The 12,635-nt window shown below is 67.0% G+C and carries 13 protein-coding genes; 5 read left to right on the top strand and 8 right to left on the bottom strand.

The genetic code is table 11. The features are described 5' to 3' along the window. Positions 1 to 27: 27 nt before the first annotated feature. Entirely contained in the window at positions 28 to 747 is a 720-nt protein-coding gene (locus HSX14_RS01155) for a response regulator transcription factor (protein WP_081672164.1), read from the bottom strand. Between the two features lie 358 nt (positions 748 to 1,105). Between HSX14_RS01155 and HSX14_RS01150 the strand changes: the two genes are divergently transcribed. Together HSX14_RS01150 and HSX14_RS01145 are read left to right on the top strand one after the other, a co-directional pair. After that, complete coding sequence (locus HSX14_RS01150) at positions 1,106 to 1,498, top strand: helicase (protein ID WP_173178559.1); 393 nt, start codon at positions 1,106 to 1,108, stop codon at positions 1,496 to 1,498. Between the two features lie 107 nt (positions 1,499 to 1,605). Next, positions 1,606 to 2,328 carry a hypothetical protein gene (locus tag HSX14_RS01145; protein ID WP_173178558.1) on the top strand — a complete coding sequence of 241 codons (723 nt, stop codon included), beginning with the start codon at positions 1,606 to 1,608 and terminating at the stop codon, positions 2,326 to 2,328. A 69-nt stretch (positions 2,329 to 2,397) separates the two neighbouring features. Here the strand turns inward: HSX14_RS01145 and HSX14_RS01140 are convergent, their stop codons facing one another. The 6 genes from HSX14_RS01140 to exbB all read right to left on the bottom strand — a co-directional run bounded on the left by HSX14_RS01140 (position 2,398) and on the right by exbB (position 9,253). Continuing rightward, on the bottom strand, positions 2,398 to 3,804 hold the full coding sequence (locus HSX14_RS01140) for an aminoacyl-tRNA deacylase and HDOD domain-containing protein (protein WP_173178557.1): 1,407 nt from the start codon (positions 3,802 to 3,804) through the stop codon (positions 2,398 to 2,400). A gap of 91 nt (positions 3,805 to 3,895) precedes the next feature. Next, complete coding sequence (gene recG, locus HSX14_RS01135; protein WP_173178556.1) at positions 3,896 to 5,971, bottom strand: ATP-dependent DNA helicase RecG; 2,076 nt, start codon at positions 5,969 to 5,971, stop codon at positions 3,896 to 3,898. Then, positions 5,968 to 6,909, bottom strand: a complete 942-nt coding sequence (locus HSX14_RS01130; protein WP_111259368.1) for a hydrogen peroxide-inducible genes activator — start codon at positions 6,907 to 6,909, stop codon at positions 5,968 to 5,970. The genes recG and HSX14_RS01130 overlap by 4 nt, the downstream gene beginning before the upstream one ends. An 87-nt stretch (positions 6,910 to 6,996) precedes the next feature. Further along, entirely contained in the window at positions 6,997 to 7,737 is a 741-nt protein-coding gene (locus tag HSX14_RS01125; RefSeq protein WP_173178555.1) for an energy transducer TonB, read from the bottom strand. Continuing rightward, a complete protein-coding gene (gene exbD / locus HSX14_RS01120) occupies positions 7,738 to 8,160 on the bottom strand; it encodes a TonB system transport protein ExbD (RefSeq protein ID WP_173178554.1) in 423 nt (140 codons plus the stop codon). 4 nt (positions 8,161 to 8,164) lie between these two features. Then, positions 8,165 to 9,253 carry a tonB-system energizer ExbB gene (gene exbB, locus HSX14_RS01115; protein WP_373874670.1) on the bottom strand — a complete coding sequence of 363 codons (1,089 nt, stop codon included), beginning with the start codon at positions 9,251 to 9,253 and terminating at the stop codon, positions 8,165 to 8,167. A gap of 268 nt (positions 9,254 to 9,521) precedes the next feature. Between exbB and HSX14_RS01110 the strand changes: the two genes are divergently transcribed. The 3 genes from HSX14_RS01110 (at position 9,522) to HSX14_RS01100 (ending at position 11,870) form a co-directional block, all read left to right on the top strand. Next, positions 9,522 to 10,379 carry an NAD-dependent epimerase/dehydratase family protein gene (locus tag HSX14_RS01110; RefSeq protein WP_173178552.1) on the top strand — a complete coding sequence of 286 codons (858 nt, stop codon included), beginning with the start codon at positions 9,522 to 9,524 and terminating at the stop codon, positions 10,377 to 10,379. Positions 10,380 to 10,381: 2 nt separating this feature from the next. Next, positions 10,382 to 11,182: a helix-turn-helix transcriptional regulator gene (locus HSX14_RS01105; protein WP_173178560.1), complete on the top strand. Its 801-nt coding sequence runs from the start codon at positions 10,382 to 10,384 to the stop codon at positions 11,180 to 11,182. Between the two features lie 67 nt (positions 11,183 to 11,249). After that, a complete protein-coding gene (locus HSX14_RS01100) occupies positions 11,250 to 11,870 on the top strand; it encodes a LysE family translocator (RefSeq protein ID WP_173178551.1) in 621 nt (206 codons plus the stop codon). 4 nt (positions 11,871 to 11,874) lie between these two features. Here HSX14_RS01100 and HSX14_RS01095 read toward each other — a convergent pair whose 3' ends face one another. After that, a complete protein-coding gene (locus HSX14_RS01095; protein ID WP_173178550.1) occupies positions 11,875 to 12,612 on the bottom strand; it encodes a putative periplasmic lipoprotein in 738 nt (245 codons plus the stop codon). Between the last annotated feature and the right edge of the window lie 23 nt (positions 12,613 to 12,635).

Here is a 12,635-nt window from a genome sequence, read left to right as displayed (position 1 = left end):
GAATTTTAGCTGAGGCCGAGTGGGCTTTCAGTCCGATGGCTCGCATTCTGGGATTTGGACTCTGTATCCACATCCCCGAACGTTTTTGATGCGTACATCACTGCCAGCATCTCGCAAGCTCTTGCGCAATCGATAAATCGTAGACTTGATAGTCGTATCATCGCTTGATTTGCATTCTTTCTGAGCATCAAGTGCAGCAATAATTAGATCTTGATGGACTACTCGAGGCGCATGTTTGGCTAGTGTAAAGAGTATTTGATGTTGCCTTTTCGGAAGCCTCGACGTTGATCCGCCAATAGTGAGCGTCCCTTTTTTGTCGCAAAGTGTCATGCTGCCTATAGACGTAATAGATCCTAGATTCTTCGGTTTTATTATGGCGGCGATGCGCTTTGCAATAACCTCAATTTTGAATGGCTTAAGCAAGTAATCATCAATCTTCGGGTTGAAGGTTTTATTATTAATGATCAGTGAATTAGCTTGCGCCAAAATAATGCATGGGGTGTCTTTGTTTATAGTTGAGCACCTGATTATTAAAGGGGCTTCGGATAAAAAGTCTGGCGCGTCACCATTAAAAACCATCGCCGAGAACTTTGATGTATTCATGACGATTGTGGCTTGCTTGCAGCTTTCTGTCTCTGTTACCTCGTAGCCAAACTTCTCAAGGCAGGTTCGAATATGTGAGCGCAGTGCCGGGTGATCGTGAGCGACAAGGATTTTGATCGAAATGAGTTTTGCAATAGCTGTCATTTTTGGGCGGCGAAAGGATACATGGAGACGATTTTGACATGCCGGGTAGAAGCACCTGAGGGTGTTTTCGCCCGAAGGGGCAAGCTTTTTTCTATAAAATGAAACGAATGTTCTGCTTGATCAAAAGAATTCTCAACGGTGAGCTGATCTGGTGGGGGGTGGCGGTGTTTCAAAAAATGAAACGGTATTTCTCAATGGTTATTGAAGGACGCGGTCAACTAAGGCCATGGACACCCGGGGCCGCCAGGCTCCGGGTGTGATCTGACAGCACGTTCTGCCCATCCCAAGTCTGGCTGTAGTCCTTCTCGCAAACCGCTACAATGCGCCGCCGTTCCATTTTCAGCCGAGGCTCGTGCGCATGAAATTCCGTCTTCTCCTCTGGATGCTGGGCCGCCTGATGGCCAAGGCCAGCCGTGACAACGCCGCTTTTCAGGAGCAGCTCGCCGGCAAGGACCTGGTCTTCCAGCTGCATACCCTGGACGGCAAGGTCGCGCGGCACTTCATCGTCAGAGACCAGCGCGTGACCAGCAAGCGCGGCACCGCCGAGGCCCCGGCCTTCGCCATCGGCTTCAAGGACGGCGCCTACGGCTTCGCCACCATGAACGCCAAGAACAAGCAGCTGGCCTTCATGCAGGGCATCCAGAACAAGGACATCCAGATCCAGGGCAACCCCGCGCTGGTGATCTGGTTCCAGGGCCTGACCAAGTACCTGGTGCCGAAGAAGAAGGCTGCGGCCAAAAAGGCTGCCTGATCCGCATTCGGCCGCGTCGTCGCTGGTCGGCGCGCGGTGCTTTCGCTAGGCTGATTCCTGTGCGCCCCTCTCTGGCGAGGGGTGCTCGTATCGATGGAATCCAGCTCATGCGTGCCCTCCTCGCCCTACCGCTGCTGCTCGGCAGCCTCACCGCTTTCGCGGCCCCGAAACCCGACGATCTGGCCAAGGCCTTCGAGCTGGCCGGTGTACGCCTGCTCTGCGAGCAGAGCGGCCCGCTGTTGCAGCGCGGCGCGCCGGAACGCTACCTCAAGCAGCTGAACAAGGCCTTCGAAGCCGACGCGATGTGCCGTGACCTGGCCGCTGCCGTCGCGCCCAAGGTCAGCGCCGAGCAGCTCGCCGAGGTCGAGGCCGCCCTCGATAGCCCCTTGGCGCAGCGCTTCACTGCGGCTGAGCGCGATGTGGGCGAAGGACTGGCCAGCTACCGCACCCAGCTGGCGAGCAAGCCGCCGCGTGCCGATCGCCTGGAGCTGGTGCGCCGGCTCGACCGCGCGGCGCGAACCACCGACCTGGCCGCGCTGCTGCGCTACGAAGTGGGCAAGACCCTGGCCATGCTGACCCTGCGCCAGCGCGGCGAGAAGATCGGCGAGAAGGCCCTGGCCGAACAGACCGCCAAGCAGGCCGAAGGCATCCGCGCGAGCAGTGAGCAGGCGGTGGAGTCCTTCATGCTGTACGCCTACCGGCAGATGCCCAGCGACGATGTCCGGGCCTATGCGGAGCTCTACGAGCGGCCTGCGGTCAAGCAGCTGCTGGAGCTGAGCCTGGAGGCGCTGCCCGGGGTCTTCGCCAAGCGTCGGGCGCTGCTCAAGTAGTGCGCAGCGAGGCGCCAGCGCAGCCATGAAAAAAGGGGCCACCAGGCCCCTTTTCTGCGACTGCCCGCGTCAGTGTGGCGGGTTGAACTGGGAGGCCAGCTCGCGCAGCGCGGCCTCGGCCTCCAGCACCTTGCTCACCGATTCCTCGGCCTTGTCGCGGGACAGCCCCAGGCGCTCGAACAGCTCATCGGGGATTTCCTCCACCGGGCCGGTGCCGATGCCGCGGGAGCGCAGCAGGCTGACGGCCAGGCAGACGAGGTTCGGGTAGGCGGCATGGGCGCCGTCGTAGTGCGGGTCGTGCTGGAAGCGCAGGCTGGTGGCCAGCTCCTCCGGCATGTCCCAGAAGCGCATCAGCCAGCTGCCGATCTGCTCGCGGGTGATGCCCAGCAGGTGCTGCTCGACATAGCCGTGTGCCAGGTGCGGGTTGACCTCCAGGTGGCGGCAGATCAGCGTGAAATGCGGCGGAAAGACATGGGCCAGCACCAGGTAGCCGAAGTTGTGCAGCAGGCCGCCGAGGTAGGTCAGCCCGGCTTCGGGGCGCTGCGCGCGGGGGATGGCGCGGGTCAGGCCCTCGATCACGGCGGCGGTGTAGATCGCCTGGTGCCAGTAGGGCGTGGCGTGTTGCGGCTGCTCGCGGGGCAGGCTCAGGGTCTTGCCCAGGGCCAGGCCGAGGGCGAGGTTGATCACCAGGTCGAAGCCCAGCACGCGGACGATGGCGTCCTCCACCGAGCGGATCTTGCCGGGCGCGGCGTAATAGGGCGACGCCGCCCAGCTCACCACCTGGGCGGCCAGGGCCGGGTCGGTCTCGACCACGCCGGTGATGTCGTCGACGGTGGCGTTGGGGTCGACCCGCAGCTTGATGATCTTCTGCGCGGTTTCCGGCAGCGGCGGGATCTCGATGGTCTCCTCGAGGCGCTGCTGGATACGGCGGGCGGTGAAGGCCTGCACCGCCTGGGTGATCTCGGCGCGGTCGTCGTCAGGGCGATCGAGGTTGAGGCGGATGCTGCTCAGCGGCACGCCGAAGCGGGCGGCGCTGGCCTTGCTCAGCAGCTGGCGGAAATCCTCGGCGGCCAGTTCCAGCAATACGCCGGAGTGGCCGGATTCGATCAGCAGCTGCGGTTCCTGCAGCAGGCGCTCGTCATACAGGCACGGCGAGCTGGTCAGCGGCGGCAGGGCCGGCAGGGTGTTGAGGTCGTGCTTGCCGAGCATGCGGTCGAAGCGCTCCGGCTTCACCGCCACCAGCTTGCGGCCGGTGAGTTCGGCGAGACGGTTGAGGTCCAGCAACTGGTTGCGCGGGTAGAACACCAGCAGGGTGCCGACCGCGTCTTCCAACAGAACCGCCTGTACGCGACGGGCCGGCTCCAGGGAGGGCTCTTCGAGGCGTATCTGGTAGGCCAGGCCCAGTTTGTCCAGCAGTTGCAGGATCACCGATGGGGCTTGGGGTTCTGAATCTGGAGCGAGAGCGACTTCGGTCATGGGTAGCATCCAGCGAAAAAGCGACTGCCCTGAGTATAACGAGCGGCCTGGGTGACTGATGGGTCAGGCGACCGGCGCAATGTGCGCCACGTCACACTTGGCCGTATTGCTGGCCGTGGCGCAACCAGCGCTCCAATAACGGACTCACGTGCTGGGGCCAGCGTTCCATCAAGGCTTGCGCGGCGTCGCGCACGGCCGGCAGCAGGTCGGCGTCGCGCATCAGGTCGGCGACCTTGAACTGCAGCAGGCCGGTCTGCCGGGTGCCCAGCATCTCGCCGGGCCCGCGCAGCTCCAGGTCCTTCTCGGCGATCACGAAGCCGTCGCTGGTCTCGCGCATGATGCCCAGGCGCTCGCGGCCCAGCTGCGACAGCGGCGGGTGGTAGAGCAGCACGCAGTGGCTGGCGGCGCTGCCTCGGCCGACACGCCCGCGCAGCTGGTGCAGCTGGGCCAGGCCGAGGCGCTCGGGGTTCTCGATGATCATCAGGCTGGAGTTGGGCACGTCGACGCCCACCTCGATCACCGTGGTCGCCACCAGCAGCTGCAGCTTGCCCTGCTTGAACTCGTCCATCACCGCCGCCTTCTCCGGCGCCTTCATGCGGCCGTGGATCAGCCCCACGCGCAGCTCGCCAAGGGCGGACGATAGCTCCTCGAAGGTGGTTTCCGCAGCCTGGCAGGTCAGCTCCTCGGATTCCTCGATCAGGGTGCAGACCCAGTAGGCCTGGCGCCCTTCCTGGCAGGCGGCGCGGACCCGCTCGATCACCTCCATGCGGCGGTTGTCGGCCACCAGCACGGTATTGACCGGCGTGCGTCCGGGGGGCAGCTCGTCGAGGATCGATGTGTCGAGGTCGGCGTAGGCGCTCATGGCCAGCGTCCGCGGAATGGGCGTGGCGGTCATGATCAGCTGGTGCGGGCTGAGGCGGCCGTCGATGCCCTTCTTGCGCAGGGCCAGGCGCTGCTGCACGCCGAAGCGGTGCTGCTCGTCGATGATCACCAGGGCCAGGCGCTTGAACTGCACCTCGTCCTGGAACAGCGCATGGGTGCCCACGACCATGGGGGCTCCAGCGGCGATCTGCTCCAGCGCGGCGGCGCGTGCCTTGCCCTTGAGCTTGCCGGCGAGCCAGGCGACTTCGATGCCCAGCGGCTGCAGCCATTTGCTGAAGTTGAGGAAGTGCTGCTCGGCGAGGATCTCGGTGGGCGCCATCAGCGCGACCTGGTAGCCGGCCTCCAGGGCCTGCAGGGCCGCCAGCGCGGCGACCACGGTCTTGCCGGCGCCGACGTCACCCTGCACCAGGCGCAGCATCGGCTCGGGCTGGGCGAGGTCGTAGGCGATTTCGGCGCCGACCCGTTGCTGGGCGCCGGTGGGTTTGAAGCCGAGGTTGGCCAGGTAGCGTTGTGGCAGTTTCTTCGCCGGTGGCAGCTGGGGTGCCTGCTGGGCGCGCTGGGTTTCACGCAGCCGCTGCAGGGAAAGCTGGTGGGTGAGCAGTTCCTCGAAGGCGAGGCGGTGCTGGGCCCAGTGCTGGCCTTCGGCGAGTTCGTCGAGATCGGCGTCCGGCGGCGGCCGGTGCAGGTAGCGGATGGCTTCGTCGAGCGGGCCCAGGCGGTAGTCGCGGGCCAGCTCCTCCGGCAGCCAGTCCGGCAGGCTTTCCGGGCCCAGGCGGGCGAGCGCCAGCTGGCTGAGCTGGCGCAGGCGTTGCTGGGTCAGGCCTTCGGTGGTCGGGTAGATGGGCGTCAGGGTCTGCTCCACCGGGGCCGGTTCGTCGCCGTTGAGTGCGCGGTACTCGGGGTGGTAGATCTCCAGGCCCGAGGCGCCGGGGCGGGCCTCGCCGTAGCAGCGCAGCTGGGTGCCGCGCTTGAGGCCTTCCTTCTGCGCGTTGCTGAAGTGGTAGAAGCGCAGGCTCAGCGCGCCCGTGCCGTCGTGCAGGCGCACCAGCAGGCTGCGGCGCTTGCCCATGACCACGTCGGCGCCGGTGACGGTGCCTTCGACCACCGCGTCCTGGCCGGGGCGCAGGGCGCCGATGGGCACCACGCGGGTGCGGTCCTGGTAGCGCAGCGGGAGGTGGAAGAGGATGTCCTGGAGGTTCTCCAGGCCGACCTTGGCGAGCTTCTCCGCCAGCGCGTCACCGACGCCCTTGAGCACGGTGACGGGAACCTGAGAGAGCTCGGTCATGCCGGTTGCGGTTCGGCCTGTGCCTGCTGCGGGCGGGCCACCGAGCACAGGCGGATGGAGTCGGCCAGTACCTCGATGGCTCGCGGGCGCGGGAAGCTGGCGCGCCAGGCGATGGCGACGGTGCGGAACGGCACCGGCGGGGTCAGCGGGCGGATCTCGATCACACCCGGGGCGTAGTGATGGCTGTCCACCGCCGAGAACGGCAGGATCGAGACACCGAGGCCGGAGGCGACCATGTGGCGGATGGTTTCCAGGGAGCTGGATTCCACGGTCGTGTGCTTGGCGCTGTCCTCGCCACCCTTGCGCAGGGTCGGGCAGGCTTCGAGCACCTGGTCGCGGAAGCAGTGGCCTTCACCGAGCAGCAGCAGGCTCTTGTCGTTGAGCAGCTCGCTGTCGATGGTCTTCTTCGCCGTCCAGGGATGGTTGGCCGGCAGCAGCACGTAGAAGGGCTCGTCGTAGAGGGGCTTGGTCAGCACATCGGCTTCGGCGAAGGGCAGCGCGATGATGATCGCGTCCAGCTCGCCGGTGCGCAGCTTGTCGCGCAGGATGTGGGTGAAGTTCTCTTCGATGTACAGCGGCATCTGCGGTGCGACGCGGTGCAGCTGGGGAATCAGGTGGGGGAACAGGTAGGGGCCGACGGTATAGATGGCGCCGACCTTGAGCGGTGCGGTCAGCTGGTTCTTGCCGGCCTGGGCCAGTTCGCGGATGCCCTGGGCCTGCTCCAGCACCTTCTGCGCCTGGGTGACGATGCCCTCGCCCACCGGGGTCAGGCGCACCGCGCTCTTGCTGCGCTCGAAGATCAGCACGCCCAGCTCGTCCTCGAGCTTCTTCACGCCCACCGACAGCGTCGGCTGGCTGACATGGCAACGCTCCGCCGCGCGGCCGAAGTGCTGTTCCTGAGCGAGGGTGACGATGTAGCGCAGTTCGGTGAGGGTCATAGTCTTATTCCATTGGAGTGGCCCAAGCATAGCGGCTGCTCTCAATGGAACCAACAGCAGCCGCCCCCTTTGCGGGGGCGGATCAACTCAGCGGCGGCGATCCAGGGAGTAGACGAAGGGGGCCGTCACTTCCAGCACGCCGTCGGTCAGCAGCTCCGGCGGAGGGGGCGGCAGCGGCTGGGCGCGTCGGATCATCTCCAGGGTGGCGCGATCGAGCGAGGCGCTGCCCGACTTGCCGGTGATGCTGTAGGCGGTGACCTTGCCTTCTCCGTCCACGGTGAAGCGCAGGCGGTTGACGCCCTCGAAGTTCCGGCGACGTGCGTCTTCCGGGTACTTCTTGAAGCGTGCCAGGTGAGCCATCAGCTTGCTCTGCCAGGTTTCCCTCGCCTGGGAGGGCGCGCTGGCCATGCTCTGTTGCGGCGCGGCCGGCTTGGCGTCACTCGGTGCCGCCGTGGTCGGCGCGGAAACCGTCTCCTTGGTCGATTCCTGCTCCTGGGGCTTCTGCTCGGGCTTGGGCTCCGGGGGCTTGGGTTTCGGCGGCTTCGGCTTGGGTTTCGGCTTGGGCGCGATGGCGATGGTCGGCTTCGGCGCCTCGGCCAGCTTGGGCAGCGGGTCCGGTTCCGGCTCGACGCGCGGGGGCGGCGGCGGAGTGGGCACGGGGGCCGGCGCGGGCAGCGGTTCCAGCTCGATCATCATGGCCGCCGGCGGCAGCTCGATGGGCTCGACGGTGGCGTGCCAGAACAGGGCCCAGACGAACACCAGTGCATGGATGCCGAACACGACGAGGAGGCTGAAGGCCCACCACAGGTTGCGTTTTGCCTGGCTCATCTACTTCCCGACCGTCTCGAGTCCCACCAGGCCGATCTTCAGGTAGCCGGCGCCGCGCATGGCGTCCATCACTTCCATCAGCTTGCCGTAGTCGACCGACTTGTCGCCGCGGACGAAGATGGTCTTGTCCTTGTCGGCGTTGGTCAGCTTGTCCAGTTCGGCGCCGAGCCGCTCCTGCGGGACCTGCACGTTGTCCAGGTACAGGCTCTGGTCTTCCTTGATGCTCAGGTAGATCGGCTTGTCCGGGCGCGGCGCGGGCTTGGCGGTGGATGCCGGCAGGTCGACCTTGATGTCGACCGTGGCCAGGGGCGCCGCGACCATGAAGATGATCAGCAGCACCAGCATGACGTCGATGAATGGGGTGACGTTGATCTCGTGGGTTTCCTGGAGATCGTCACCGCCCTCGTTCAGATGCAGGCCCATCGGATCAGCTCACCTTGACCATGTGCGGGGCCTGGCTGCGGTCGGCAGGCAGGTGGTCCAGGTCGCGGCTGACCAGCAGCAGGACCTGGGCGGAAGCGTCGGCCACCTGGGCCTTGTAGCCGGCGATGGAGCGGGCGAAGACGTTGTAGATCACCACGGCTGGAATCGCCGCCACCAGGCCCATGGCGGTGGCCAGTAGGGCCTCGGCGATGCCGGGGGCGACCACGGCGAGGTTGGTGGTCTGGGATTTGGCGATGCCGATGAAGCTATTCATGATGCCCCACACGGTGCCGAACAGGCCGACGAAGGGCGCGGTGGAACCGATGGTGGCGAGTACGCCGGTGCCCTGGCTCATCTGCCGGCCGCTGGCGGCGACCAGGCGCTCCAGGCGGAAGCTGACGCGCTCCTTGATGCCTTCCTTCTCGCGGGTGTTGGCCGAGAGCTTCATCTCTTCCAGGGCGTCGTGCACCAGGACGCGTGACAGGCTGCCTTCGCGGCTGGCGCTTTCGGCGGCTTCCGGCAGGTTGCGTGCAGCTTTCAGCCGGGCCAGCTCCTCGCGCAGGCGGCGCTTGGCGCCCAGCAGCTCGATGCCCTTGGCGACCCAGACGGTCCAGGTGAGGATCGAGGCCAGTACCAGGCCGATCATCACGCCCTTAACCACCACGTCGGCGTTCTGGTACATGCCCCAGGGCGACAGGTCGTGGCCCAGGCCGTTGTCGGCTTCCTCGCCGGCCAGCGCGCCATCCAGGGCGGCGCCGCTCAGCGCGGCGGCCAGGTCCTGGCCGAGCTTCTCGCCTTCGGCGAGGCGGTCCATGGTGGTGGTGATCTCCTCGGCGGAGGCGCCACGCTCCTGCATCTTCTGGCGGGTCGCCTCGCGGATCTGCTCCGGGGTGGCCTGCGGGCCCAGGGTGTCGATGGACTCGCGCAGGGCGGTCAGGCCGACCGACTCCGGTGTGCCAGCCTGCGCCGGGGCGGCCTGCGCGGCATCCGATGCCGCTGCGGTTGCCGGGGCCTCGACCGCTGCCGGGGCGGCACTGGTGGGTTCCTCTGCCAGCGCCGCGCCAGCCGGGAGCAGCATCAGGCTGATCATCAGCGCCGCGACGGGGCGGGAAAAGCGAGAGACGAGGGTGGGCTGGACGAGGGATGCAATAGGTTTCATGGCCGGACCTGAAAAGAAAATTGCGGTTTCGTCCGTATTCGATAGAGGTATCACGGACAAAAGGGCGAACATTATTGCAAGTAATTCTTGTTTATAAAAGTGACAATGTAACTTTATTACCTTTGTCCGGCCCGGCGGCGGGGGTTTGGCGATTGCTCCTGCGCCCCCTATGCTCTGCACTTTTCCCTGGAGCCCGCCCCCTATGTCCGCCTCCCCCTCCTTGCTGATCGCCGGCTGCGGCGATGTCGGCAGCCGGCTCGCCGTACGTATGCTCGAAGCGGGCTGGCCCGTCCACGGGTTGCGACGAAATGCCTCGGCACTGCCTGTCGGCGTGCTGCCGGTCGCGGGTGACCTTGAAGCACCCGCCCGCCCGCAGGCCTGGCCCCAGGGCCAGCTGGACTACCTGGTCTATTGCGCCGCCGCCACCCGGCACGACGAGCCCGGCTACCGCTCCGCCTATGTCGAGGGCCTGCGTCATGTGCTGGCCTGGCTGGAGCAGTCCGGCCAGCGCCCGCGTCGCCTGCTCTTCGTGTCCAGCAGCGGCGTGTACGCCCAGGCGGATGGCCAGTGGGTCGACGAGGATTCGCCTGCCGAGGCGGAGAGCTATTCCGGGCGGATCATGCTGGAGGCCGAGCGCCTCGCCCGCAGCAGTGGCATCCCGGCGACCGTGGTGCGCCTGACCGGCATCTACGGCCCCGGCCGCGAATGGCTGCTCAAGCAGGTGCGCATGGGCTACCGCGTGGTGAGCGAGCCGCCGCTGTTCGCCAACCGCATCCACGCCGAAGACGCCGCTGGCCTGCTGGCCTACCTGCTCCAGGCCGATGCCCGCGGTGTCGAGCTCGCCGGGGATTACCTGGGCGTCGACGATGCGCCGGCGCCGCTGCACGAGGTGGTGGGCTGGCTGCGCGAGGCCCTGGGTGTCACCGAGTGGGCGGAGGAGTCCACCGTGCGCCGTGCCGGCAGCAAGCGCTGCAGCAACGCCCGTGCCCGGGCGCTGGGCTGGCGACCGCTCTACCCCAGCTACCGCGAAGGCTACGCCGCCGTGCTGAAGGGGGCCTGAGCCTGGACGCCAATCGCATGCTCGCCCGCCCCTGGCTGCCGGGGGTGGAGTTGTTCCATGCGGATTTCTCCGGGCAGCCCTTCGGCCGTCACAGCCACGATGCGTTCGCCATCGGTGCGATCCTCCAGGGTATCGGCGGCTACCAGTGCCGGGGCGCGCGCCATGCCCTGGCGGCGGGCACGCTGTCGCTGATGAACCCCGAGGAGCCGCATACCGGGCATGCCATCAGCGAGCGGCTGGTCTACCGCATGCTCTATGTCGAGGAAGCGCGCCTCCCGGCGCTGCTGGGGCGCAAGCGCCTGCCGACCGGCTTCACCGCGCTCAACCCGGTGGACGACGGTGCCGTTGCGGCGGGGCTGGCGCGCCTGGCCGAGGAGTTCGGGCGCAATGATCCGCTGACCCTGGAAAGCGAGCTGCTGGCGCTGCTGGAGCGCGTCTTCGTGCGCCATGGCGGGCTGCGCGCGGCGGCGCCGGCGAGCCGGGATGGGGGCATGACCGCCTTCCTGCGCGACTACCTGGAGGCCCACCATGCCGAGGCCGTCAGCCTGGAGCAGTTGGCGGCGCTGGTGCAGCGCCATCCACGCCACCTGATCGAGGCGTTCCGCCGTGCCTATGGCGTGCCGCCGCACACCTACCTGCTGCAGCGCCGGGTGCGCGAAGCCAAGCGCCTGCTGCTGGGGGACCAGACGCCGCTGGAGGTAGCGCTCGGCCTCGGCTTCTACGACCAGGCGCACTTCTCCGGCACCTTCAAGCGCTTCACCGGGGTGACCCCGGGGCAGTTCCGCCGCGCCGCGCGCACCTGAGTTTTCTCCAAGACCGGGCCGCTCCCAGGCCATGACACTGGTGCCTCGATCCCTGGAGGCCCTCTCGATGTTCGCTCTGTTCCTGCTGGTCGCCGGCACCCACTTCGCCGCCTTGCTGTCCCCCGGCCCGGACTTCTTCCTGCTGTTGCGCGCTGCCCTGACCCGGGGCCGCCATCATGCCGACGGCTGCGCGACGGGCATCGCCCTGGCCAACCTGGCGAGCATGCTGCTGGTGCTGCTGGCATTGAGCCTGCTGCCGGCCGAGGGCGGCGGGTTGTGGCGGGGGCTGCAGTTGCTGGGCGGCGCCTACTTCCTCTGGCTGGGTGGACAGGCGCTGGTGGCGCGGCGCCGTCTGCAACTGCCCGAGGAGGGCGATACCGGAGCGGAGGGCTCCTGGCGGCGGGGAATGCTGGAGGGGCTGGCGGCGAGCAGCCTGAACCCCAAGCTGCCGATCTTCTACGCGGGGCTGTTCGGCGCGCTGCGGGGTGCGGCAATGCCCGGATGGGGGCTGGGGCTGTCGATGCTATGGATGACCCTGGTGGTGCTGGCCTGGGACATGGGGCTGGTGCGCCTGCTGGGGCATTCGCGCTGGCGGCTCTGGCTGCAGCGCCGGGTGGCGCTGCTGGACAGGGCCTGCGGGGCCTTGCTGGCGGCGTTGGGCGCGTGGCTGGTGGCCGGCGCCTGCTGAGGGCCTACTGGCGTTCCAGCAGCCAGGCGCGCTTGCCGGGGGCGTACTCGGGCATCTCGTCGATCTGCGAACGGTTGCCGGCCTCGAGTATCTCCAGGCGGTTGCCGTCGTGGACGAAGATCCAGGGGTTGCCCTGGGCGCCCAGTTGCAGCCAGATGCTGTCGTTTTCGCCGCTCATGGCGGCGCAGTCGCCCGCCAGGCACAGGGCGAAACGGTCGGCGCCGGGCAGGCCTTCGAGGCGGCCGTCGGGGTGGAACAGCACCAGGCCGCCCTGGCCCGTGCCTTCGAGGATCTTCCAGGTGCCGCCGAGGTAGGCCTGGTAGAGGGCATATTCGAAACTGCTGCCTTCCGGGGCGTCGGCCGCGGCGGGCTTGGCGGGATGGACGAAGCGCTGCTCGGGCAGGTTCTCGCTGGCTTTCTGTACCAGTTCCTTGCCATTGAGGCTGAGCTGCTCGTGGAATTCATCGCCGTAGAAGTCGACGCGCCAGTGTGCCTTGCCCTGGCTGACCAGGCGGCCTTCGCCCAGCTCGAAGCCGTTGCTGTAGTTGGCGGTGCCGGCCTTGGCGTCGATCTGCCATTCCAGGTTGGGACCGTAGGCGAGCAGGGACTCGCGCAGCTTGCCCTCCTTGGCGGCCTCGTCGATGGCGGTCTGGTTGATCCAGATGCCGCTCGGGTCGGTGGGCGCGCTGGAGCAGCCGGCGAGGACGGCCGTGGCGATCAGCAGGGCGAGGGTCGAGCGCATGGCGGGTTCCTTCCTGAAGCGGG

This window comes from Pseudomonas tohonis (genome assembly GCF_012767755.2).
GTDB classification, from domain to species: Bacteria; Pseudomonadota; Gammaproteobacteria; order Pseudomonadales; family Pseudomonadaceae; genus Metapseudomonas; species Metapseudomonas tohonis.
This window is presented reverse-complemented; position numbering and strand designations above follow the sequence as displayed.